At 50.9% G+C, this 24,567-nt stretch carries 17 protein-coding genes; 1 reads left to right on the forward strand and 16 read right to left on the reverse strand.

Annotation, left to right across the window (positions count from 1 at the left end):
• Window positions 1–153 precede the first annotated feature (153 nt).
• The 6 genes from IMCC21906_RS13110 to dapA form a co-directional block, all read right to left on the reverse strand.
• Complete coding sequence (locus IMCC21906_RS13110) at window positions 154–2,289, reverse strand: TonB-dependent receptor (RefSeq protein WP_052763532.1); 2,136 nt, start codon at window positions 2,287–2,289, stop codon at window positions 154–156.
• Between the two features lie 119 nt (window positions 2,290–2,408).
• Window positions 2,409–2,696, reverse strand: coding sequence for a hypothetical protein (locus IMCC21906_RS16895; RefSeq protein WP_156166050.1), 288 nt, complete (start codon window positions 2,694–2,696; stop codon window positions 2,409–2,411).
• A 29-nt stretch (window positions 2,697–2,725) separates the two neighbouring features.
• Window positions 2,726–3,445 (reverse strand): phosphoribosylaminoimidazolesuccinocarboxamide synthase, encoded by a 720-nt coding sequence (gene purC / locus IMCC21906_RS13120; protein WP_047012542.1) that lies wholly within the window; start codon window positions 3,443–3,445, stop codon window positions 2,726–2,728.
• 39 nt (window positions 3,446–3,484) lie between these two features.
• On the reverse strand, window positions 3,485–4,243 hold the full coding sequence (locus tag IMCC21906_RS13125; protein ID WP_047012543.1) for an MBL fold metallo-hydrolase: 759 nt from the start codon (window positions 4,241–4,243) through the stop codon (window positions 3,485–3,487).
• Window positions 4,244–4,250: 7 nt separating this feature from the next.
• Entirely contained in the window at window positions 4,251–5,270 is a 1,020-nt protein-coding gene (bamC, locus tag IMCC21906_RS13130; RefSeq protein ID WP_047012544.1) for an outer membrane protein assembly factor BamC, read from the reverse strand.
• Window positions 5,271–6,149: a 4-hydroxy-tetrahydrodipicolinate synthase gene (gene dapA, locus IMCC21906_RS13135; RefSeq protein WP_047012545.1), complete on the reverse strand. Its 879-nt coding sequence runs from the start codon at window positions 6,147–6,149 to the stop codon at window positions 5,271–5,273. It abuts the gene before it with no gap.
• A gap of 203 nt (window positions 6,150–6,352) precedes the next feature.
• Here dapA and IMCC21906_RS13140 point away from each other — a divergent pair, with 203 nt between their 5' ends.
• A complete protein-coding gene (locus IMCC21906_RS13140; RefSeq protein ID WP_047012546.1) occupies window positions 6,353–6,841 on the forward strand; it encodes a DUF3806 domain-containing protein in 489 nt (162 codons plus the stop codon).
• A gap of 37 nt (window positions 6,842–6,878) precedes the next feature.
• On the opposite strand, the gene IMCC21906_RS13145 is transcribed toward IMCC21906_RS13140, so the two are convergent.
• The 10 genes from IMCC21906_RS13145 to IMCC21906_RS13190 all read right to left on the reverse strand — a co-directional run bounded on the left by IMCC21906_RS13145 (window position 6,879) and on the right by IMCC21906_RS13190 (window position 24,525).
• Complete coding sequence (locus tag IMCC21906_RS13145) at window positions 6,879–7,766, reverse strand: AEC family transporter (RefSeq protein ID WP_082117479.1); 888 nt, start codon at window positions 7,764–7,766, stop codon at window positions 6,879–6,881.
• Window positions 7,767–7,861: 95 nt separating this feature from the next.
• Window positions 7,862–9,283, reverse strand: a complete 1,422-nt coding sequence (gene pyk, locus IMCC21906_RS13150) for a pyruvate kinase (protein ID WP_047012547.1) — start codon at window positions 9,281–9,283, stop codon at window positions 7,862–7,864.
• 215 nt (window positions 9,284–9,498) lie between these two features.
• The gene (locus IMCC21906_RS13155; protein ID WP_047012548.1) at window positions 9,499–10,254 is read right to left on the reverse strand and encodes an SDR family NAD(P)-dependent oxidoreductase; all 756 of its coding nucleotides are present in this window, start codon (window positions 10,252–10,254) and stop codon (window positions 9,499–9,501) included.
• 201 nt (window positions 10,255–10,455) lie between these two features.
• Window positions 10,456–11,334: a transglutaminase family protein gene (locus IMCC21906_RS13160; RefSeq protein WP_047012549.1), complete on the reverse strand. Its 879-nt coding sequence runs from the start codon at window positions 11,332–11,334 to the stop codon at window positions 10,456–10,458.
• Entirely contained in the window at window positions 11,331–13,895 is a 2,565-nt protein-coding gene (locus tag IMCC21906_RS13165) for a circularly permuted type 2 ATP-grasp protein (protein WP_156166051.1), read from the reverse strand. The genes IMCC21906_RS13160 and IMCC21906_RS13165 overlap by 4 nt, the downstream gene beginning before the upstream one ends.
• Before the next feature lie 171 nt (window positions 13,896–14,066).
• Window positions 14,067–14,999, reverse strand: a complete 933-nt coding sequence (locus tag IMCC21906_RS13170) for an alpha-E domain-containing protein (RefSeq protein ID WP_052763533.1) — start codon at window positions 14,997–14,999, stop codon at window positions 14,067–14,069.
• The gene (locus IMCC21906_RS13175) at window positions 14,996–16,408 is read right to left on the reverse strand and encodes a circularly permuted type 2 ATP-grasp protein (protein ID WP_369795843.1); all 1,413 of its coding nucleotides are present in this window, start codon (window positions 16,406–16,408) and stop codon (window positions 14,996–14,998) included. Before IMCC21906_RS13175 ends, IMCC21906_RS13170 begins: the two co-directional genes overlap by 4 nt.
• A gap of 533 nt (window positions 16,409–16,941) precedes the next feature.
• On the reverse strand, window positions 16,942–18,651 hold the full coding sequence (gene aceF / locus IMCC21906_RS13180; protein WP_047012551.1) for a dihydrolipoyllysine-residue acetyltransferase: 1,710 nt from the start codon (window positions 18,649–18,651) through the stop codon (window positions 16,942–16,944).
• Window positions 18,652–18,673: 22 nt separating this feature from the next.
• The gene (gene aceE / locus IMCC21906_RS13185) at window positions 18,674–21,319 is read right to left on the reverse strand and encodes a pyruvate dehydrogenase (acetyl-transferring), homodimeric type (protein ID WP_047013425.1); all 2,646 of its coding nucleotides are present in this window, start codon (window positions 21,317–21,319) and stop codon (window positions 18,674–18,676) included.
• Between the two features lie 374 nt (window positions 21,320–21,693).
• Window positions 21,694–24,525, reverse strand: a complete 2,832-nt coding sequence (locus IMCC21906_RS13190; protein ID WP_047012552.1) for an insulinase family protein — start codon at window positions 24,523–24,525, stop codon at window positions 21,694–21,696.
• Window positions 24,526–24,567: the final 42 nt, after the last annotated feature.

Genomic DNA, 24,567 nt, shown 5'->3' on the forward strand with positions numbered 1-24,567 from the left:
ATTCACTTATCCTGACCTATTTTGCGCTTTGATCACAGTCCACCCCTTCGCAGTACCATCACCGCCTTGTTTACGCAGCTCATAAAAACAAAAAAGCGAGGACTCTGCCTCGCTTTTCTAATTCAGTTACAGGGCGTCAAACCACATTATGGCTTAGTCACCAAAATCCACTCTCAACGCCAGCACCACGCTTCTGCCCGCCTCAGGCGCATAGTCTCGGATAAACGAACTACTGCTGCGAATCAATTCGTCATTCAAGTTTCTGCCCCGCACACTCCACGTGTAGGTGGCGGCGACCGTTTCATAGCGCCACGCCACGCTAGCATCCATGCGGTGATAACCCGCTGTTGACGCTTCACTCAAGCCCGCCCGACGTTGTGCTGCCGCTCGTTGCCAATCCAGCCCGGCGGTTAGGGCACCGTGGCGCCACTCTAGCCGTAAACCATCGCGCTGGGGGGGCAGCCGCGGAATATCACCACCCCTGTCTAACTCGGCACTGACCCGGTCACCATAGAGCGACACGCTGACTTCACCGGCTCCCTGCCACAACAGGTAACTCAGTTCATATTCCAGGCCACGAAAGTCGGCATCTTCCTGCCGGTAGCTTAGTACCTCAATATCATCAACTTGCTGCCCGGTATTTTGCAGATAAATAAAATCCTCAAAGGCTTTGTAGAATAATGTTAGCGACCCTTGCAGACGCTGATAATGTAATTTCACACTGACATCCGCACTGTCGGCTTTTTCCCGGCCTAAGTTCTCATCCCCTACTTCAATCAAGCCCGTCGCGCCATGAACAACATAGCTGTCAACATCATTAACCCCGTTGGAATATCGCTCTTCTGCAGTGGGTGCGCGTCGAGACTGGGCCAATGACACACCCAAAGTAAGAAAATCATTCACGTCATATAACGCCCCCAACGATCCGCTTACACTGTAAATATCGGCATCAGCAAATGCTCCAGCATCCGGGCTAAGACGATCTAACTCGCCTCTGAGTCCCATCTCTAATTGCCAATGCTTGCTATGGTAATCTTCAAGCCAAAACAGGCCGAGGTTTTGACGATCGGTCGCAGGCACAAACGCTTCTTCTCCCTCCGCAGAAAACTCATTATCTAACCACTGCATGCCCACTACGCCATGCCAGTCTCCTATCGCCTGATGGCTAAGTTCGAGCCGCGCGGCCAGGGCATCACGCTGAAAGCGGGTACCGGTCTCACCGCTGGGCTCAACCTCGACATGTTCATATTCGCTGTAAGCCATTCTCCAGCGCATCAGTTCCCAGAAATTCGACAGATGTAGATCCCCTGCCACATCCCAGCGTTTTTGCTGAATATTGAGCCGAATTCCCTCGGCGGACTCCTCATGATCATCATGATCGCCCCCCTCCTCATCGTGGTCCTCTTCGTGATCCTCTTCGTGTTCGTGCTCATGCTCGTGGTCTTCGTCATGGTGGTGAACACCGGCCGGAATACCATAATCATTACTGAGTTCTGAGTAACTAAGCCCCCAATACCCCGTGTCAAAGTGATGCGCAGCACCAATGCTAAAGCGCCGGGTGCGGCCATCGGCATTGGCGACAAAACCATCACTGTTTTCTTCAATATCGGCAACATTCCTTGGGTTTATCGCTAACCCGGGAATATCCGGATCACTCCAATCACGGTAGAGCCCATCGACATGCACAGCCCAATCACCATTCCCGCCGTCGACCCGAAAAACACCGGTGCGGCCATCATCAACGCTGCTGTGGCGAAATTCTGTACTGCCTTTTACGCCATTAATGGCCCTGCTGGGAATTCTGCCATCCAACACATTCACAATGCCGCCAATCGCGCCACCGCCATACAACAGCGTCGACGGGCCCTTTAGTATTTCAATGCTGTCTGCCAAAACCGGTTCAACCGAGACCGCATGATCTGCACTGTTAGTAGACACATCCAGGCTTGGCAAACTGTTTTGCAAGATCTGCACCCGAGGTCCTTGTTGACCCCGAATAACCGGCTGCCCCACCGCCGGACCAAAACTAGCGCTGGCCATTCCCGGTGTTTGGCGTAGCGTGTCGCCTAGCGTCGCTGCCGCCCGCTGATTAAGCTCATCACCCTCAAGTACGGTGATCGGCATAGCGGTGCGGGCATCTTTTTGATGGGCGGGAATAGAGACAATGACATGCTCCATTGGCGGTCGTTCTTTTGCACCAAGTTTCTCAACATCCTGAGAAACTTGGCTAAACACAGGGGCACTGACTGCTGCGCAGACAGACACCAGCAACGTAACTTTGTTGTTCATAATTTGTTCCGTTTATTCCTGCAAACCCCATGACGGTGTCACGGTTCACACACGGCAACCGTAAAAACCAAGCGGTTTACGAAGTTAATTTAAAAACGTATTGGAAGTGGCCTAAGCCATTAAACGGAATAAAACGGAGGGGCTCTTGCGGGAGGATGATATCGAGCACCGTCAATAATAGCCGACATAACCGGCAGCGTGACGGAGTGCAACGTCGGCGCGTCCATCGCCCCGACATAAAGCTGGCCGACAGCGGCGGCAGAACCATGGTGGCACACCGCGCAATCATGAACAGGACCGTGGTCCTGAAGATGGATATGTTCGCCTTGCAGCCACAACGAGCCACTCAAGCAAAATAGCAAGAGGGCGAGTACAGTCGCTTTACGGTGCAAATTGCGTAACATCATGTGGTTTTGGAGGAGCCTACGCGCGTCACTTAAGCATCAAAGTCGATGCCCAAGCGACGACCTACTAATTCATATGATTCCACTACATTGCCTAAACCTTGGCGGAAGCGGTCTTTATCCAGTTTTTCACGTGTGTCTTTATCCCATAGTCGACAGCCATCGGGGGAGAACTCGTCGCCCAAGTAAATTTCACCATCGTTAAATACGCCAAATTCCAGCTTGTAGTCCACCAGCAGCATGCCCGCATCTAAAAACAGCTGTTTAAGCACATCGTTGACTTGATAGGTCAGGGTTTTCATTTTGGCCAGCTGCTCAGGCTTGGCCCAAGCAAAGGATTCAGCCAGCGACTCATTAATCATCGGATCGTGAAGCGCATCGTTCTTCAAAAACAATTCATAGGTAGGGGGCGTAAGATTACTACCCTCTTCAACACCCAGACGCTTTACTAGCGAACCCGCGGCGATATTACGTACCACACACTCTACTGGCAGCATATCTAAACGCTTTACCAAAGCCTCATTGTCACTGAGCAGTTTTTCAAAATGGGTGGGGATACCCGCCGCTTGCAGCGTTTGCATAATAAACGCATTAAACTTGTTATTGACCATGCCCTTACGAGCCAGCTGCTCAACTTTGAGACCGTCAAATGCCGATGTATCATCTCTAAAGCTAAGTACAAAGCGATCCGGATCATCGGTTTTAAATACCGACTTGGCCTTTCCGGCATATAACTCTTCGCGTTTTTCCATGATCTGCCTCGTCAACACTCGCTTAAAAATTAATATTAACTACGAAATTTCCAGCCATTCAAAGCCAGCTTCCTGATCTGCCGATAATAATGCCTGACTGCCGTTTAAATACGGTGCCACCGCTTGCTCGGCAAGGGCCGTGGTATTGTTTTGCTCACTAAGATGGGCCATCACCAGGTGCTGCAATCGCTCTACGCATACAGTCTGTAAAAGACTTGCTGCTTGCTGGTTATTCAAATGTCCCCAATCGCCGCCTACCCGACGTTTTAGCATTGCCGGGTAAGGCCCCATCCTCAGCATTTCCACGTCGTGATTGCACTCTAGCAGCAGTGCATCGCAATTTTGATAGTGCTCCCGAACGAAGGGCGTAATACTACCCAAATCCGTGAGCAGGCCAAATGTTTTTTTGTGATGACGAAACACAAATTGGCAGGGCTCCCGAGCATCGTGGGGCACTGCCACAGGTGTTACGGTGACATCACCAAGCTCAAAAACCTGCCCTAATGATAAACCCTGCCACAGTGGTGAGGTGGACAGCTGGCCGTACTGGGCGGTACCCACACTTGAGTAGACCGGAATTTGGTACTTACGGGCTAAGGGCAGCACCCCTTTGATATGGTCGCTGTGCTCATGAGTAACAAGAATGGCGGTCAACTCGGACGGTGAACGACCCAAGCGAGCCATCCGCCGCTCGGTTTCTTTGATGGTAAAACCGCAGTCTACAAGCAGGCAATGGGACGCTGTTTCCAACAACGTCCCATTGCCTTTGCTGCCACTACCTAAAGATGCGAATCGCACGGCTCAATTAATACAGATAGCCCATAATGCGGCTTAAAACTTGTTGCCGCTCTGCTTCACGCAAACGGCGGCCTTTCTGATAATTGAGGTAAACCAGCGACTCTTCTTCAGCAATCGGTTTCATCTCAATCACGTAACGAGCAACAGGGGGTTTTGTTGCCCCGGTAAAGAACCGGACAAACCAACCGGGCTTTTCAGTTTGAGGAGGAACATAACTGGCCCAGAATTTATTGACATTTTGCGAGGAATCCTCAATCTCAAAACCGGCCTTTTCCAATGCCAGCCCCAATGCCCCCCAAGCACGGTCATAGGGAAGTTGCACCCGCAGATGGGAGTACTCGCCTTCACCTTCCAAGAAGATTTTGCCCTTGGTACCACCTTTTTTGGCCAACACTGACACAGCACTGTTTTTGCCCTCGCTATTCGCCATATACTGGGCCAATAACTTAATCAACTCTTGGGTCCGCGCCGGATCAGGTGACTTTTCAGGCCAACTGTCTGTGCCGTCTTGCTTAGACTGGGTGACATGAACTTCAGCAGTGCTAGCCTGTACACCCTCTTCAATCCGAAATCGATAGCGCTCTGGTACATTACCTGAGCGTGGGTTTAGCCATTCTGTTTCCAAAATGCCTTGGTCCACATCTGAGCGCGCCACGTTCATCTTGGCCTCATTCAGAAAACCACGAACCTGCGGCCAAACCTGCCCAGGAGAACCATCCATCAAAATCCAAGATTTATCATCTAAACTTTGAATACGAATTTCTGCACGGCCTACATTTCGAGAGATAGGCTCTGGCGGCGGCACTTCAAATTGACCCGGCAAACCTTTATGTTTCTCAATACCCGGTACGCCGTATTTATCACCTAAAGTTTCACTACTCACACCCGGCGGTAATTTAAGGGGCTGACTCAATTCAGCCTGACGATAGTCTTCCCCGCGATCATAAAATAAACCACAGGCTCCTAGAGAAAAACACAAACCGATGGTGACAAGACGGAAACCGGAACGGCGCATAGACATGCTCATTTAATTTATTAATCCTGCTTCTTTAAGTGCAGCTCGAACCTCAGCGTAATGCTGTTCACTGAGGGGTGTTAAGGGCAGGCGAATCCCCTCTTCCATCATACCCATTTCAAGTAGAGCCCACTTGACTGGAATCGGGTTGGATTCAAGAAAGAGTTTTTTGTTCAATGCTTGCAATGGCCTGTTAGCCGCTTCAGCGGCTGCCCGGTCACCGGTCATAGCGGCAACACAAAGTGCTTTCATTCCTGCCGGGGCGACGTTGGCCGTAACGGAGATATTACCCTTACCGCCCACCAACATTAACTCCATGGCCGTCGCATCGTCACCCGACAGCACATCGAGCTTGCTGCCAACCGCGTCTATAAGCTCTTTGCCCCGCGCCACGTCCCCAGTCGCGTCTTTAATCGCGATGATATTGTCGTGCTCTGCCAAGCGGATCGTGGTGGCATTGCTCATATCGCAGGCTGTTCGGCCCGGTACATTATAAAGTATCTGCGGGATGTCTACCGCATCAGCAATGGCCATGTAATGCCGATACAAACCCTCTTGGGTAGGCTTGTTATAATAAGGCGTTACCAGCAAACAGGCATCTGCGCAGACTTCTTTAGCCACTTCGGTCAGCTCAATGGCCTCACTAGTGGAGTTCGCACCGGTACCCGCAATCACCTTTAGGCGACCTGCAGCCTGATCAACACAGGCCTTAATGAACATTTTGTGCTCATCCATACCCAACGTTGCTGACTCACCTGTGGTGCCCACTGCCACTAGCCCATCGGTTCCCTGCTCGACATGCCAGTCGATCAGGCGCGACAATGCAGCCCAATCAATACTGCCATCAGGGTGCATCGGACTAACTAAGGCAACTATACTGCCCCTAACCATGCCTGTATCTCCAGAATTAATGCAAGCCGCTAATGGTACTGGCCAGTGCAGCCCAGCTCAAGGGACAAATCAACACTATCCGAGGGATTCATGCGTCTTGAAACCATTCGCTTGATCCCCCATCTAACACTTATGGCTATAATTGCCGCCATATGATCAAAAGCTTCGCCACCGAAAGCTGAGTTTAACCGGAGAATAAAATAATGCGTCTACTGTATTTGAGCCTGATTTTACTATTGACTCCTTTGGCCCAGGCCGCAGAGCCGTTACGGGTCGACCCAATAACGCCCTTAGACCAACGATTTATGGACAATGCCACCGCCGAACTGAACAGCTTAGCTCAAATTAAGACAGGGCGTAGCTTCAGTGGTGAGCGGGAGCGAGACCTGGAGCTATTGCAACTGATGTTAGACCGCAACCTGGTAGATGGCGACGACACCAAGCTCATGCAGGCGATGGGCATCGTGATGGCCCAACATTTACAAAAAGCCCACAATCTTAAGTGGGTTATCTACGTCGACAATGTCGGGCGTAGCCGGGCATTGGAAGTGCCGTTTAAAGAAGATTTTATTTTCCCAGTGACGCAAATCTCCAGTCGTGCTGCCGTCGGCGCCGACATTAATGTGCAAGCCATCTACGATAAGCTAGAAAAGGAAGTCGCCCAAATTCGTAAAAAAATTATTGTTCATTAAACCTTATTCAGGCGCTGCTGAATAAAAGGTCACAAAATCAAAGGCCAATGAAATACAACAATAAGGGAATGGTAAAAAAGCTCAGTAGCGTTGACCACAATACCATTCCCGCCACCGCATCGGGCTGACGCCGGTACTGCAACGCCAGCAAGTAATTAAACACTGCTGCGGGTGTTGCCGATTGCAGCAAAATCACTTTTCTCATCAAGCCCTGCAAATCCAGCAAATGTACGGTCAACAACCCTGCTCCCAGTCCTACTGCCAGCCGCAAACAGGCTAAAAGAAGAGCCTTAGCCACACCACCCGGACGCAAACTACTCAGCGACACACCCAGCGTAATTAGCATTAACGGCACTGTCACCCCGCCCAGAATATCCAAGGTGTTTATCGCCGCCTTGGGCAACTGCCAGGCGCATATCACCATCAATCCCGCAAACACACCAGCATAGACAATCGGTGAGCGGGTCACTGCACCGATTGCTCCAGGCCCATTCAGTATTGCCACACCAATGGAAAAATGCGCCAGCGTAGTAACAACAAAAATCCCCAGTCCAATAGCCAAACCCGGCTCACCAAAAGCAAATAAGCACAGTGGTAAGCCCATATTGCCGTAGTTGCCAAATACCAGCGGCACCAAAAAATCCCGCGCAGGAAAACGAAACACCAGGCAAATAACCGCCGCAATCAACAGTGATAAAAACAGCAGTAGTAGGGTTGCCTGAGCCGAAATACGCAACTGCTCCAGTGAAACATCCACCGTGGCGAAGGTACCCACAATCAATGCAGGCGCACCCACCCACATGACCAAGCGACGTACAAACTCTTGATCGAAGGGTTGATTTGTCCGCGCCCAAACGATCCCCAGGCCGGCACACAGCATCACAGGTAAAATAACCGGCAGTAAAGGGGTTACAATGGAGAACACATTGATATCCGATTAATTAGTGGTCACCACCCCAATAGCGGAGATGGCGGCGAGAAAGCAGAAGACGGCTTTCTCTACCCAAAGAGACTGACTGACTAACTGAGCCGAAGCATTTTTAAGGTATTGGTGTGGCCATCGACTCCTACCGTGTCGCCCATGGTCACCAGAATCAAATCACCACAACTTACTTCACTGCGGGCCTTCAAGGCCGTTACGCAATCATCGATAGACGCATCGGCGCTATCTGTTGGCAACGCATATACTCCGCGATACAAACTGACTCGCGTGCAGGTTTCCCGGTTGCGACTAAAGGCATAGATAGGAATACCCGAGGTTAAGCGCGACATCAATAACACCGTGCGCCCCGTTTCCGTGAGCGACACAATCGCCTTAACGCCTTTTTGATGATTAGCAGCATAGACGGCGCTCATCGCCAGGGTTTCTTCCACCGACTCAAACTGTCGTTCCAATCGATAACTGGACTTGCGCGCTGAGGGATACAGCTCGGCACCCTCGCAGTTTCTTGCCATGGCGATAACCGTTTCCACCGGGTACTGCCCCGAAGCGGTCTCAGCTGACAGCATCACCGCGTCAGTACCATCCAGAACAGCATTGGCGACATCAAACACTTCTGCCCGGGTCGGAACCGGGTTCTGAATCATCGACTCCATCATCTGCGTCGCGGTAATCACTGGGCGATTTAACACCCGCGAGCGTTTGATAATATGCTTTTGCAAACCAATCAAACTGGCATCGCCAATTTCGACGCCCAAGTCACCGCGAGCCACCATCACCCCATCGCAGGCGCGAATCAAATCATCTAAATGCTCGTCATTAGCGACGGCTTCAGCCCGCTCAATTTTGCCAATAATATGGGCAAAACAGCCAGCCTGTTGCAGTTTAGCTCTGGCATCACGAATATCTTCAGCGCTGCTGGGAAAGGACACCGCGATAAAATCCAGCCCCAACTCGGCAGCAAGATCAATGTCCACCATGTCTTTTTCCGTCAGCGCCGGTGCCGAGAGGCCACCACCCAGTCGGTTGATGCCCTTACGGGAATGCAAATTACCGGCGCTTTCAGAGATACAAAACACCTCTTCTCCTTCCACACGATCTACTAACAATCGCAGGCGACCATCATCCAGCAGTAAAATATCCCCAGCCGCAACAGAGCGGGCGAGCGGCTCATAATCAACACCAATATGCGTTGCATCACCCTCGCCATCGGCCAGGCGGGTATCCAGCACCAACTCCAGACCCGGTTGTAAACGAATGGGGTCCTCAGCCAACTTGCGTAACCGGATTTTGGGACCTTGCAGATCACCCAAAATACCCACATAGCGTTCTTGCTTCGCCGCAATTTCGCGAATCAATGCCGCCCGGGCTTTATGCTCATCACCGGTACCATGAGAAAAATTCAGACGAAAAACATTCACGCCTGCGCGGACCATCTCGGCCAACAACTCAGGAGAATCACAGGCGGGGCCTACCGTAGCTACGATTTTGGTTCGACGCATGGAGAATAAAACCTTATTTCAATGGGAGGTTTAACAGACTTACAATATTACACAGGTTCACGGAGGGCTTCGATAGGAAGTCTGTCATTGGCTGTAAACAAGCCTATTTCACGAAGTATCAGACACTTTTTGATTGCAGTAACCACGTGGATAGAATGGGCGGATTGAATGGATAGCATCAATGCGTTAACGCAGTGGAGTTAATCCCAACAGCATTACCGCAATAAGGCCTGACCGCCATCGACCGGTATGGTGTGACCAGTGATATAAGCCGAATCGGCACTGCACAAAAACACCACCACCCGGCCAATATCTTCTTCGCAATCACCTACGCGCCCCAATGGGACGGTTTCCAGAAAGTCAGCGACCTCGTCTTCACCGCTTTCTACCCAGCTGGCCATAGCCGGTGAATTAGCCAAAGGCATGATGCAGTTCACTCGGATATTATCGACACCCCATTCGCAAGCTGCTGCCCGGCTTAACGCTCGAATCGCTTCTTTAGCCGCAGCGTAAGCACCATAACCAGCAGAATCGGCTTTAACTGCAGCAGAGCTGGCTACATTGACCACAGCACCTTCCCCGCGTAAAAAAGGGTAACAGGCTTTAAGAAAACGAAAGGTGGCCAAGGGACCGGAATCCATCCCCAGGTGATACTCGTCTTCACTGAGTTCCAGAATATCGCCCAAGGGCAGGATTTGAGCATTGTTGATCAGGATATCGATGCCGCCAAACTCATCAACAACCTCTTGCACCGCTGATTCAATATCCTCAAGCTCCATCACGTCACACACAAAGGCTTCCGCCCGGCCACCTCGGCGATGAATTTCAGCGCAGGTCGCTTCCAAGCTCGGCAGGTTTCGACCCAATACTGCAACCGCTGCACCTTCCGCCGCCAAGGCCAACGCAATACCCGCCCCAACGCCTTGCCCGCCGCCGGTAACGAGTGCGACCTTTTTGTCTAAAACTGACATTTTCCACCTCCAGCAGAAACCACTACGGATGCAAAAGCCTGCACACTACACAATAAAGCGCTTTAGGAGTATAGACTAGAACAAGCCTTTCACGCTTAAAAGGTAAAAGACATCCGCTGCTGAGACAGGTAACGCAAAACGCGGTGAAAAGGGATTGCAACCCAGGCCAAACATTAACAGATTTAGTGATGTTGCCAGCGATTAGGACACTCTTTCCACATCAACTGCCACAGACAGTTTTTGATTGCTGCCGCCGCCAAACACGATGCCCTTGAGCGGGGTCACATCTGAATAATCTCGACCCCAGCCAGTGGTGACATGCTGATCTGCCGGAATAATGTCATTCGTCGGATCAAAATCTAACCAGTCATCACCCGGCACAAAAACAGAAAACCACGCATGGGAGGCATCGGCACCTTGCAGCTTCACCTGCCCCGGTGGCGGCAGGGTCTCCAGATAACCGCTCACATACCGGCTTGCGTAGCCAAGGCTTCGCAGCACAGCTATAGCAAGATGAGCAAAGTCCTGACAAACACCCCGTCGGTTTTTCATAACATCCGCCAACGGCGTGGCCACGGTAGAAAAACTGGGGTCGTACTGAAAATCCTTATAAATACGGCTATTGAGCGCCGTCACCGCCTCAACAAAAGCATTCTCTGGCAAAAACAGATCCCGAGCATAATCGCCAATTTCCTGGCTGCCACTCAACATCGGCGAGTCAAAACAAAACTCCGACGCTTCTATATCATCTTGGGACTGACCGCTATTTAAAGCTGCCAGCACCTCGCCACAGGTAATACCGCTGCTAAGCAATCTGGATTCAGAGGGAGCGACTTCTATTTCACTTTCTACCGTCACCTCAAGGCTCCGATGGGGCTTTTCTACCGAAAAATGGCACACCACATTGCCGTAATAATCCTCTCGGCGGATTCGTGTCGCCGGGATAGGATCAATACTGATATTGCTATAAATCACCCGCTGACCACGACAATCTCTAGGAATCAAATAGGCGATGTTATAGCCCTGGCTCACTTGATCGGCGTAGTTATATTTAGTGGTGTGACTGATGCGATATCTCATTGCAAGCCCCTGCCACTCATCTCGATAGGCTGGGGACCAGACGCGTGCTCAAAATAGCGATCTGCCAGACAACGAGCTGCGGCCTTGAGGTCTTCATCCAAGGTTTTCAGAAAGATATCGAGCTGCAGGAAATGACCGCTTTCGGTATCCAGCTTAGACAGCTCGGTTAAAGAAGACAGCAGCAAGCTATTAATGGCTCGAATAACACAGCGCATATCATCACCCACCTGCACGCCACGAGTTGGCCCGGTTACATCTTCAAGGTGGCCTTTTAATGCTTCTAACTGGAACAGTACCGAGCGGGGGTTCTCGGGGTCGAAGATAAGCAATTCCAAGCCCTTATCCAAACGATAACCCACCCGATAATAGCGCTTATACACAATCCTCGATTCCAAGCTGGCCAAAACCGGTTTGAGCAGTGGCACCCCGTGACCGTCGGCCCCGGCAACCAAGGTGTGGCGCAGCAATTCCACGGTGCGTTGGGCGCGCTCAATACGCCGACCAATTTCCATAAACCGCCAAGCTCGGCTGCGCACCATGCTTTCTTGGCTTAAACCCGACAAGGCCAGCAAGGTGGTAATCAAGGGATCTAATAGCTCTTCTGGTGCCGCTTGTAAGCTAGAGGCCAAATTGCTATTCAGATATTCCATGCCGTCTCTGACATCGTTTATCAGCCGCAGCATATCATTGGACAACAGCTCTTTTACGCCACCTGCAGAATGCAGTATGGATTCTAGGCAATGGGCGATACTACCCTGGCGGGCACGGTTTGCCACCAAATCTAAAAGCTCTTGCTCAGGGGCGGAAAAATCCGCATTTTTGGCAGTAAAACCGGGGTAGCTGGCAGTCAAATGGGTGACCGCTCGCAACAATGATCGGCGCATATTCTCACGTAAGGGCTCAATGCTATTGAGTTCTTCAAACGCGGTGCGCACCAGGCGCAAACCCGACTCCGCCCGTTCCGCATAACGACCAAACCAATACAGGTTTTCAATAACCCGGCTAGGCAAGCTAAAGCTGCGATCCATTTTTTGCCGAGCCATAAAGTCATCAGGCTGGGCGTCTTGCACCTCTGGCTCGGATTCGAGTATCCACGTATCTTTGCTGGCGCCAGCAAACTGACTGACAATATGCAAGGTATCTTCGCTACTGCCCACACGGGTCAGGCCGCCGGGCATCACGTTATAGGAGTTGCCACTGGCAACCGTAAAACCTCGCAGGACCAAAGGGCGACTACTAAACGAGGCGCCACTGAGAACCGGCGTCTGAGAGGGCGTCACCGCAGCTTGAGCAACGTAATCATTGGGTTTGGCCAAAACGTGATTTAACAGCTCTTGGCGCTTTTCTGGCGGCAAATCACTGACAAAAAGACTGTGCTTACCCGGCAAACGGAATGTCGGTCGTATTAACAGTTCATTAAAATGCGCTTTTACATATGCCAAATCGGCCGGGTCGCCACACCACCAGGTTTGTACCGAGTTCAGCCGCAGCTCTCGCCCTAAAAAGTGCTGGGCGATAGCGGGCATATATTTCGCTAATACCGGATTTTCCAGTACGCCACTCCCCACTGGGTTGGCAATGACCACTCCGCCGCTGCGAGCCACTTCCAATAAGCCAGGCACCCCCAGAGACAGATCCTGGCGCGCCACTAGAGGATCGGTATAAGCATCATCCACCCGCCGCAAGACCACATCGACCCGGCGCAAGCCGTCCAGCGACTTTAACCACACACTGCCTTTGCGAACGGTGAGATCTCGGGATTGCACCAACGGGTAACCAAGATAGTTAGCCAGATAGGCATCTTCAAAGGAGTTTTCTTTAAACGCACCTTCGGTCAGATAAACCACCAAGGGCGAATCTTTCGATTGGCTGAGTTCGGCCATTTTCCGGCGCCAAGCCAGAAAGAAGTTAGACAGACGATGCACATGCGCATCCCGGAACAAACTGGGCATTACCCGCCGCAACACGGTGCGGTTTTCAAGTGAATACCCTGTTCCTGAAGGCGCTTGAGTACGATCGCCAATCACCAGCCACTCGCCGTTGTTATCCCGCACTAGGTCGGAGGCATGAAAAATCAGCTGATGTTCGCCGGGCACGCGAATACCGTCACAGGCTCGCATAAAGCCCCGATGCCCGTATAACGCGGCAGGAGGGATAATTCGATGTTTGAGTAGATTTCGCTCGCCGTAAATATCATCGAGAATCAGGTTGAGCAACTCTGCCCGTTCTCTCAGGGCGTTTTCTATCACTTCCCACTCTTGACTGGACAGGATCAGCGGCAGCAGGTCCAGGTTCCAAGTGTGACTGATATTAAGCTGATCGCCAGGGCTGTAACTGGCGCCATCATCTCGAAGAATGCGTTTTGCAGTGCGCTGACGCTCAAGCAAGGCTTCGGGTCCCATGCTGCGTAAAACCTGCATGGGGTAATGCCAATGCTCCCGAATCGCGCCCTGCTTATCGACAACCTCATCGTACTGGTTATGTTTGGGCGTGTAGTTAAAGCGGTCTAAAGGCATAGAATTGGAACCGCCAGATTGGGATTGAGTCGCCGTTTTTTGCATGAGTTTCGGGTTTCCGCGACGCGACGGTCATTACGATAACAGTTATTACGATAGTAAGGGCCGCGGGTCCCTTAATAGCGGGCAATCGCGAGAAAGCAGACTACCGCAGTTCCCCACATCCAGCAAACGCATTACACCGCAAATTTCTGCTCTGTTGAGGGTAACCAGCCTTCAGCTGGGCGTAAACCAGGTGTCATTGATGACATTATTCAGCCCCCCTAAACTCCGTTGCAATTCATCCAGATGGGCGGGCAAACCCTCAAAAACATCGTCGTAATGGTCACCCTTTTCAACCTTTTTGATCAACTGATCCAAGAATTTGCCCACCGGCATTCCGCCCGGCAGGACGCCTGCAGAGCTACGCATATCCAATAAGCATGCCGCAACAGCCCGGGGAAACAAGGTGTCTTCTAACAAGAATCGAGCAGAATCCTCGCCGTTCAACGACACTTTCATGGTCCGACGGAAGGGCATAATCGCATTGAGGGTGCCCAGCACACTGCTCCAAACCGCATCGGTGACGTGAACGCTGTCATGCTCAAAACAATCGACCGACATTCTTGAGCCAGCTTCCAGCGTTCGCAGGGTCATATCTGCGGTTTCCAAACTGCGCCCCAACACCAGAAAATGCCAAGCATCGTCTCGGCGCATGGTGTCAGAGATCAAACCATTAATTTGCTGGCAGGTTTTGATGATATCGCCGAGAAATTCATTACGGTGGCGGCGGTTGATGCCCTGCTGCATATTCTCGTTAACAAAAATCTGAAACTCATTCACCAGCTCCCAACATTCAGCGGGCAAAATATCCCGTGTGGTACGAATATTTTCCCGCACCATGGTCAGTGATGACGTTAATGACGACAAATTACTGGTATCTTCCAGTAAAAATTTAATAACGCGCTTCTCATCTTTTACCGAAAACCGTCGCTCATACTCCTGGTGACTCCCACTGGCAACCACCAAATTATGCCAGCTGATGCCGGTATCTTTGGGTAAATCAAACAACAGCGAGGTATAGACATTAATCAGCCTAGCCATGCTCTCAACCCGCTCTAAATACCGGGCAAACCAGTAAACCCGCTCAGCAACTCGAGATAACATCATGATTTTTTACCTCCCTGAGCCACTATCCACGTATCTTTACTGCCTCCCCCTTGCGAGGAGTTCACCACCAAAGACCCTTTTGTTAAAGCCACTCGGGTTAAACCGCCGGTGGTCACGGTAGTAGTTTTACCTTGCAGGACAAAGGGGCGCAGATCTAAATGCCGAGGCTCAACTTGGCCCGGCCCAGTAATGACCGGGGTGGTCGAAAGCTGCAACGTCGGCTGGGCAATGTAATTGCGGGGGTTTTCTTTCACCAATTTACGAAAGGCATTATGCTCTTTTTCCGTAGCGTGGGGGCCCACCAACATGCCGTATCCACCGGATTCATTGGCGGGTTTAACCACCAGCTTTTCAATATTTGCCAGGACATACTCCAGCTGCTCGGGATCATCGCAAAGATAGGTTTCCACATTGGGCAATATCGCTTTCTCGCCCAAATAATATTCAATCATTTTGGGCACGTAGGCATAGACTACCTTGTCATCGGCCACCCCCGCTCCCGGTGCATTCACCAGCGCAACATTGCCCGCCTTCCACGCCCGCATTAACCCGGCACAACCAAGAATGGAGTCGGGGTTAAATGCCTCAGGGTCGAGAAACAAATCGTCGATGCGTCGGTAAATCACATCTACCCGCTCAAGACCCGAGATGGTACGCATATAAACGCAGTCGTCGTCAGCCACAAGCAAATCGCTGCCTTCCACCAATTCCACCCCTAACTGCTGGGCCAAAAAGGCATGCTCAAAATACGCGGAGTTAAAAATTCCGGGGGTTAAAATAACAATCTCTGGCTGACGTACTTTGCGGGGAGAAACCGACGCCAGCATGCTAAAGAGTTTTTCGGGGTAATCATCTACAGGTAAAATATCGATGCTTTCGAACAGCTCAGGCAACACCCGCTTGCTGATTTCCCTATTTTCCAGCATATAAGCCACGCCCGAGGGCACGCGTAAATTGTCTTCCAGCACATAAAATTTGCCATCGATGTCTTTCACCAAATCGCAGCCGCAGATATGCGCCCACACCCCTCTTGGGGGATTAATACCCACACATTCCGGGCGAAAGTTTTTAGAATCTTTGAGTAGATCTTCGGGAACCACGCCATCTTTAAATATTTGCTGGTCGTGATAAACATCGTTGATAAACATATTCAGCGCTTTAACGCGCTGTTTTAAGCCTTCTTCGGTGCGCTTCCATTCAGCCTCACCAATCACCCGGGGAATAAGGTCGAAAGGCCAAGCCCGATCAATATTGCTGCCATCCATATACACGGTAAAGCTAACACCCATATCCCGCACGGTTCGATCTGCAGCCACCCGCCGGCTTTCTAACTCTTCATCACTCAGTTTGGATAACGCACTCACAACACTGCGGCTGGCGGCTCGAGGATTGCCTTTCTCAGAAATCATTTCATCAAAAAACTCCCCAAGGGGGTAACTGCTCCAGTCAATGCCGACAGAATCCTTGTCCTTACCTGTACTCATATATAATTATTCCAGCCTATGTGAAAACCCAAGACATGCCTTCATGCACTGTGAAAGGGCAATCAAAGTTAAGACTACGCACTGGGGCAGCGCAGCAAACCCAGGAAATGATCCGCCCAATGAACATGCTTAAATTTATGCCTGCAAACGATGCGCCAACTTGCACAAGAAAAGTGAGGGGCATTCGGAGAAATCGCCATTGCGATACGGTGGATAACAACCGATATTGAGCGTCGCCAGGCCGAGGCTTGGCAAGCAAAGATGTACTGCTTGGGGGTTGAACAATCAAGCCGGACCTCCGCAGCAATTCCCAAGAGGGAAAAGTGTTACGACGGCGCCGCAACACTACAAATATAGCGCACAGAAGCCGTCCCTGCGAAGTACCCAGCCTAAATTAGGCCCTAAAAAAGTGGCATACATTATATGCCACGTGTATGCCACGGCTTCTGCAAATCGAGTTATAAAGCTAATCTACGAATATCAGCAAGCAATCGATTTAACTCAGTCAAAAATTGGCCTGCATCCGCGCCATTGATCGCGCGATGATCGTAGGACAACGACAGCGGCAACATTTTACGCGGCTGAAAGCTTTCGCCATCCCAAACGGGTTTTACTGCCAGTTTAGAGACACCCAAAATAGCGACTTCCGGCGCATTAATAATCGGGGTAAACCCAGTACCACCAATACCGCCTAAGCTAGAGATAGTAAAACAGCCACCCTGCATATCTGCGGGCCGGAGCTTTCTGTCTTTCGCCTTTTGAGCCAGCTCAGCGGTCTCTGCAGCCAAGTCCCAAATACTTTTTTTATCGACATCTCTCAGCACTGGCACAACCAATCCTGCTGGCGTATCCACTGCGATGCCGATATGCACGTAGTCTTTGTAGATAATGTCTTCACCATCATTGCTTAGCGAAACATTAAATTGGGGGTGGGCCCGCAGCGCAGCGGCAGCCGCTTTCAGTAAAAATGGCAAGGGCGTAATCTTCACGCCCCGTTGTTCTGCCTCAGCTTTCAAGCTCTTACGGAAGTCCTCAAGTTCTGTGATATCCGTTTCATCAAATTGCGTCACATGGGGCAGGTTCACCCAGCTGCGATGCATATTTTTGGCGGTAAGTTTGGCTAACTTGCTGCGCGCTTCAAGCCTCACCGACCCAAACTGGGAGAAATCAACATCGGGAATAACGGGCAGACCCGAGCCAGACCCAGCGCCATCCGACTCAGTTAATGTTTTCACATAGGCCTGTAAATCTTCCTTAACAATACGACCGCGAGGCCCCGAGCCTTTGACCTCTTCTAAAGGAATAGAAAACTCTCTGGCCATTTTTCTTACAGCAGGCCCCGCGTAAACACCGGGATGAGTCTCGACAGTAGGGCCCGATACGGCCTCCGACCCCTTCGCCATAGCAGGATTGGACGACTGGAATGAGTCATCGCCAGAGTCAGCCGTCTTCTCAGATTTCGCTGCAGACTCTTTTGCTTCAGGCTCTGGTGCCGGGGTACTGTCGCGGTCTTCTGCCGACGCTGTATCAGGTTTTGTTTCGGACTCAGCCTGTACTTCTATTTCTCCTAGCAGACTGCCTTTGGCAACACTGTCGCCTACCTTCAATTTAAAGTTGCGTATTACGCCAGTGTAAGGCGAAGGCACTTCCATGGATGCTTTATCTGACTCCAAAACAACCAGAGAGTCACCTTCTTCAACCTCATCGCCCTCAGCAACACAAAGCTCGATCAGCTCTGCTTCGCCGCCAATATCAGGCACTTCAATTTTGCGCACCGAGCTGCTCTTAGGTTTATCACTAGCGGCTTTAGATTGCTCGGCTTTTTCTCCTTGGTCGTCTGACGATGCTTTTTCATCCTCCTCGACCTCGCCTTGTTCTTTCTCTTCCTCGTCGCCAGCGTCGTCAGTGGCAGACTCATCTTCACCCGCTGACTCGATTTCGATCTCAAACATGTCGTCCCCTTCGCTGACAGTATCGCCAACATTTACGAGGATTTTGCTAATTTTTCCGGCTTTTGGGGCAGGCACTTCCATAGAAGCCTTGTCAGACTCCAATACCAGTAGCGAGTCTTCTGCGGCAATGGTGTCACCCACCGCCACACTCACTTCGATAATTTCTACGCCGTCGGCGCCACCCAAATCGGGAATCTTGATGGTTTCATTAGCCACAACAGAATCCTTTTCGCTTTGCCTATCGGTACAGAGGACTGGAGATGTCAGGATTAATACCCAGCGTTTTTATCGCCTTGGCCACATCAGCCGCTGGCAATTGACCATCATCGCTGAGGGCTTTTAACGCAGCCAACACCACATAATTTCGATCTACTTCAAAATGATGACGCAACTTAGCGCGAGTATCCGAACGACCATAACCGTCGGTACCCAACACAACATAGCGCGACTCAATATAGGGCCGCAGCTGCTCGCCATAGCTCTTAATATAGTCGGTGGCACAAATCACCGGACCCTGACGCCCTTTAAGCTGCTGACCAATATAAGGAATACGCGGCGACTCTTCTGGATGGAGCATATTCCAACGCTCGCAATCCATACCATCCCGGCGCAACTGATTAATACTGGTGGCACTCCACACATCAGCATCCACTTTAAATTTGCTTTTCAGTATCTCGGCAGCAGCCTCGACCTCACGCAAAATAGTGCCACTGCCCATTAGCTGTACTTTGAGCTTCGGCTTTTTAACGGTGGATTCTTTAAGACAATACAGACCTTTAATAATGCCAGTTTCAGCGCCTTCTGGCAGGTCCGGGTGGTAGTAGTTTTCATTCATCACCGTGATGTAATAAAACACGTTTTCTTTCTCGTGATACATCCGTCGCATGCCATCTTGAACAATCACCGCCAACTCATAGGAATAGGTCGGATCATAAGACACACAATTGGGCACCATATTGGCCATTAAATGACTCTGGCCATCTTGATGCTGTAAACCTTCACCATTCAGCGTAGTTCGCCCCGAGGTCGCGCCGATCAAAAAGCCTCGGGCCTGAGAATCCCCCGCGGCCCAGGTTAAATCCATCACCCGCTGGAAACCAAACATCGAATAAAAAACATAGAACGGCACCATTGGATAATGATGGTTGCTATACGAGGTCGCCGCCGCCAACCACGCTGAAAAGGCGCCAGACTCGGTGATGCCCTCTTCAAGAATTTGGCCTTTTTTGTCTTCTTTATAAAACATGATCTGGTCAGAATCATGCGGGGTGTAGCGCTGGCCCTGAGAGGAGTAAATACCCAGCTGCCGAAACATACCTTCCATGCCAAAAGTACGGGCTTCGTCAGGCACAATCGGCACGATGCGCTCGCCTACCGTTTTGTCCTTAACCAATGAAGACAGTATCCGGACGAATGCCATTGTGGTGGACACTTCGCGCTTGCCAGTACTTTTCGTTTGCGCGGCAAACTTGTCCAAAGCAGGTGTTTCCAGTGCGTCAAAATCCGCTTGCCGGGCCGGTAAATAGCCACCTAACTCTTGACGGCGTTTATGCATATACGCCATTTCTGGGCTATCTGCAGGCGGCCGATAATAGGGCACGTTTGCCAGATCGTCGTCGCTAATCGGCACCCCAAAACGGTCTCGAAATTTCTTTAATTCCTCAACATCCAGCTTTTTGACGGAGTGGGCCTCATTCTGGGCTTCACCGCCCTCGCCAAGACCGTAGCCTTTCACCGTCATCGCCAGCACGACGGTAGGACGCCCCTTGGTTTCCATCGCATTGGCATAGGCGGCATACACTTTATAGGGATCGTGGCCACCCCGGTTCAGATACATAATATCGTCATCGGACAGGTCTTTAACCAACTCCAGCAGTTCTGGATATTTGCCAAAAAAATGTTCCCGGGTATAGGCACCGCCATTCGCTTTGTAGTTCTGCAGTTCACCGTCGACAACCTCGTTCATGCGTTTGCGCAATAAACCGGTGGTGTCTTTTTCCAGCAGCTGATCCCAGAGTCGGCCCCATATAACCTTGACGACATTCCAACCTGCGCCCCGAAAAACCCCTTCAAGCTCCTGAATAATTTTGCCATTACCCCGCACCGGGCCATCTAAACGCTGGAGGTTGCAGTTAATAACAAAAATTAAATTGTCGAGTTCTTCACGACCTGCCAGCCCGATAGCACCCAAAGACTCGGGTTCATCGCACTCACCATCCCCCATAAAGCACCACACTTTTCGGTCACCGTGGTCAAGCAACTCACGGCTGTGCTGATACTTCATAACATGGGCCTGATAAATCGCCTGTATCGGCCCCAGCCCCATGCTCACTGTGGGAAATTGCCAATAATCCGGCATCAACCAAGGGTGGGGATAAGAAGACAAGCCATTACCATCCACCTCACGGCGGAAATTATCCAGCTGGGATTCTTCCAGACGTCCCTCTAAATAAGAACGGGCATACATCCCCGGTGAACTGTGGCCTTGGTAGTAAATTAAATCGGCTTTTTCACCGCCGCGAAAAAAGTAGTTAAATCCCACATCGTACAATGTGGCTGACGAGGAGAACGACGATATATGACCGCCCAATGCGTCTTCATTATCATTTGCCCGCATCACCATCGCCAATGCGTTCCAGCGTATTAAAGAGCGAATTTTACGCTCCATAAACAAATCGCCAGGCATGCGTTTTTCATCGCGAGGTTCAATGGTGTTTCGAAAAGAGGTGGTGATGGCAGAGGGTAACTGGGTGCCTGAACGGGCCGCATACTTGGCCAGCCGCTGCATTAAAAACGTGGCCCGGCTCCGGCCGCCATATTTTAAAACGCCTTCTAGCGCTTCAAGCCATTCTTGAGTTTCTTGGGGATCTTGATCTTCACGCAAATCGGGATCTTGATACATTGCACAGTCCTTAACTCGATATTAAGTGGGCTGATGGCACCTAAGACCAGCAAGCATCGCGCTTGTGCGTGTTCCGTTTACAACCGGCTCGATTGCCCGCGATCAGCGTTCAATCATGTGTGTCAGCCTGCTCGTGACGGTTATCACCTGGCTAGGTCCGGGCGAGAATCCGGCCTTTTGAGCCAGAAAAACCCCTATTATCTGTGTTATTTCGCAGCTTGGTGGTCACGTTCCACCTTGCAGCAGCGACAATGATTCTACCGCCGCCGCATTATAAATCAAGAAAACCTAGGTATTTATTTAAAAAATACATATAGTTTCCATTATCAAAAACAATCACTTAGCGCATTTTTCAATCAGTGAAATTGCTCAACTGGAAGCGCTGATTTAAACGCTGGTAACGCGTTAACCGCCTTACCCGAAGGTTGTTCATCCGGCCACTTACCCTGGGTGTAGAGCAACACACCCCGACGTTGCTGCAAATCCTGAGACACCATCTGCCACCACTGCTGATAATTCAGCGCCTCAAGTGCCGCGATTAACTGCTCACGACTATCGAACTCAGGATAGTGCTCCAGCAAATCACGCCAGTGCCGGTCAGCAGCCTCCCAAATATTTTCTGGCTGCTCGGCTAAACGTTTTATCAAGCTTTGCTTATGCTTGGCAAACACCTCGGGGCTGACGCCCTGCGCTAGCCAGTTGCTTAAATAGCCAGCCACTTCCTTTTGCAGTGTTGCAGGCCCGGCCACGGGTGACTGAACAATAAAATAAATACCAGGCACCTCACGAATAGGGTAGACCCCGGCACTAACAATATAGCCCAACTGCTTTTCTGTGCGGAGCTGGTAGTAGAAATCGGCACTCATAATTTGCGCCATTAGCCCCATTGCCACTCTCGCAGTATTGCCAGTTTGGGATGACTGCAGATATTGGAGAATTGCCGCGTCATCATGACGGGTCTTTACCGGCCACAAATATTCATTCACAGGCAGCTTTGTGACCTGCTGAACCGGTTTTGTTAGTTTTGCCTGGGGTAGGTTTTGAGCCGCAACCTCAGCCAAGGCTGTGGCACTGGACTCATCAAAATTACCATCGACCAACATTGTCAAAGAAAACCCCTTCAACAATGACTCCGAGTGCGCCGCCACTGCGGCCATGTCAGCTTGGGAGGTTGCCTCGCGCGTGGCCTTTAAGCTTGCCTGGTCTTTCATCAGCAACCGGGGCAAATCCGTCACGAGCTGCTCATAGGGACCACTTTTACGCGCATTTTCAAACTGCCGCAAACGCTGGGCTTTAATACGATCAAACCGAGCTTGATCCCATTCAGTGTGCTTAAGAGCGTCTATAACAGCGACTAGCAACTCAGCTTGCTTTTGATTATAGCCACCAATATTAATCTCAATCCCTCGCCAGCTGGAGGACAGCGAAAAACTCAATCCCGCCAGCTGAGCAGGATAAGAAAGCTCATTTAGCTGATCTTGCACCATGCGCAACCACAAAGCTGTTTTGACCTGTTGGTTCAAGCTGCTTTCAGCTTCAGGTGTTTGCAGCAGCAAATAACTTCGGCCCTTCGGCACCTCATACGTATCATCTGTGTTTAACCACAGCGCCACCCCGTCCACTGTCCCAAGTGACCTTGGGCCACTGGCGTTATCATTGCTCAGCAAATCAAACTCATCAGCCACAAAGGGGTTTACCGGCGGCAGCCCCAGTTCAGATGCGGGCGCTTGCTTCCACGACTGAAATAGTGCGGGCGTTAGCTCACGAACGCCATAAGCCACCTTGTAACGCTCAACTCTTTTGCTTGTTTCCAGCCCCGGCGCGACCAGGGTAATAAAGCTGTTATCAGGACGCAGCGCATCGAGAAAGCGATCAATAATAGCGGGTTCAAAATCACTCATGACGTAGCTGCCACGAATCACTTCTTCTGCAGGATATTCTTGCAGGGCCATAGAAAGCCCCACTACATCCTGAATCACCGCCGGTGGCGTTCGGAATAAAAATTGCTGATTCGATAAGCCTCGCTGTTCTTTAAAGCGCCACGCCTCAACCCCTTCTTCTCGAAGCAGGCGGATGTTTTCAAAGACCAACGCCACAATTTGGTCGGCTTTTTCCTGTCCGGCTTGGGTGAGATTCACTTCCAGCCCGAACACCGCCCCGCCTTTGTAAGAAAAACTTTGGCCCGCACTCAGGGACTCAGCCCAGCCTTTTGCTTTAAGCACCGACAACAAACTGCCTTGGCCTTCGTGTCCTAACACATTGCCGATGTAGTTGAGAGGCTTGGTACGCCAGAACGGCTGGGGATCGGGTACCGGAAAACCAATAGACAGGACTCGCTTGTTCTGTATAGGTTCTATCTCCAACCAACGAGGTAAGGTATCAGCTACAAACAAGGGCTCGGTAATCGGCTCGATATCGACATAGCGGTTTTCAATCGTTTCAAAGCGAGGTAGCACCATCGCCTCTAACTCATCGAGGGATTCTTTACCGACAACCGTCAGGGTCATCAAATCCGCCGAGTAATACCGCTGATAAAAGCTCAGCAGCTGCTCTCGAAGCGCATCCGGTTTTTGGCTCTGCAAGGTTTGCAGGTTACCAACGGAGAACTTAGAAAACGGGTGATTTTTATTCAGCTGGGCTTTAAAAACCGACAGCTCGCGGCGCCGATCGTCCCTCAGCTTGGCGCTAAACTCGGAATTCACCGCATTCACTTCACGCTGAACAAACTCAGCGTTAAACAGCGGCGCCGAAAAAAACTGTGAAAAGCGATCTAGCGCAGGCGCCAAGGAGTCAGCACTAATATCAAAGAAGTAATTGGTATCCTCAAAGCTAGTAAAAGCATTGTGACTGCCGCCGTGGGCAACAATAAACTCCTGATACTCTCCCGCACGAGGGTATTTAGCGGTACCCAAAAACAGCATATGCTCTAGAAAATGCGCCAGGCCTTGATAGTCGGCAGGGTCTTGGCGACTGCCTACATTCACATCTAAAGATGCACCCGCCTTGTCCGTATTGGGGTCTGAGACCAGCAGCACTTTAAGGCCGTTGTCTAGCTCAACAAAGCGGTAGTCCCGGCTATCCGCAAGGGGTTTGGCTACATTCTCATCTTTTCCTGAAAAAGGCTGCCAACTGCAAGCAGCAACCTGAAAAACAACAAATGCGATAAAGAGCTTTTTCAACTGCGTCACAAAACTTCCTTTCTTCAAATAACGGCTTATTATCGAGACGAT

The sequence above is a fragment of the Spongiibacter sp. IMCC21906 genome, from assembly GCF_001010805.1.
In the GTDB taxonomy this organism is placed as follows: domain Bacteria; phylum Pseudomonadota; class Gammaproteobacteria; order Pseudomonadales; family Spongiibacteraceae; genus Spongiibacter.

Bases quoted from the DNA above. Each gene is read 5' to 3' on its own strand.
- IMCC21906_RS13110 (WP_052763532.1), bottom strand. From the start codon at position 2,289: ATGAACAACAAAGTTACGTTGCTGGTGTCTGTCTGCGCAGCAGTCAGT.
- IMCC21906_RS16895 (WP_156166050.1), bottom strand. From the start codon at position 2,696: ATGATGTTACGCAATTTGCACCGTAAAGCGACTGTACTCGCCCTCTTG.
- purC (WP_047012542.1), bottom strand. From the start codon at position 3,445: ATGGAAAAACGCGAAGAGTTATATGCCGGAAAGGCCAAGTCGGTATTT.
- bamC (WP_047012544.1), bottom strand. From the start codon at position 5,270: ATGAGCATGTCTATGCGCCGTTCCGGTTTCCGTCTTGTCACCATCGGT.
- dapA (WP_047012545.1), bottom strand. From the start codon at position 6,149: ATGGTTAGGGGCAGTATAGTTGCCTTAGTTAGTCCGATGCACCCTGAT.
- IMCC21906_RS13140 (WP_047012546.1), top strand. From the start codon at position 6,353: ATGCGTCTACTGTATTTGAGCCTGATTTTACTATTGACTCCTTTGGCC.
- pyk (WP_047012547.1), bottom strand. From the start codon at position 9,283: ATGCGTCGAACCAAAATCGTAGCTACGGTAGGCCCCGCCTGTGATTCT.
- IMCC21906_RS13155 (WP_047012548.1), bottom strand. From the start codon at position 10,254: ATGTCAGTTTTAGACAAAAAGGTCGCACTCGTTACCGGCGGCGGGCAA.
- IMCC21906_RS13160 (WP_047012549.1), bottom strand. From the start codon at position 11,334: ATGAGATATCGCATCAGTCACACCACTAAATATAACTACGCCGATCAA.
- IMCC21906_RS13165 (WP_156166051.1), bottom strand. From the start codon at position 13,895: ATGCAAAAAACGGCGACTCAATCCCAATCTGGCGGTTCCAATTCTATG.
- IMCC21906_RS13170 (WP_052763533.1), bottom strand. From the start codon at position 14,999: ATGATGTTATCTCGAGTTGCTGAGCGGGTTTACTGGTTTGCCCGGTAT.
- IMCC21906_RS13175 (WP_369795843.1), bottom strand. From the start codon at position 16,408: ATGATTTCTGAGAAAGGCAATCCTCGAGCCGCCAGCCGCAGTGTTGTG.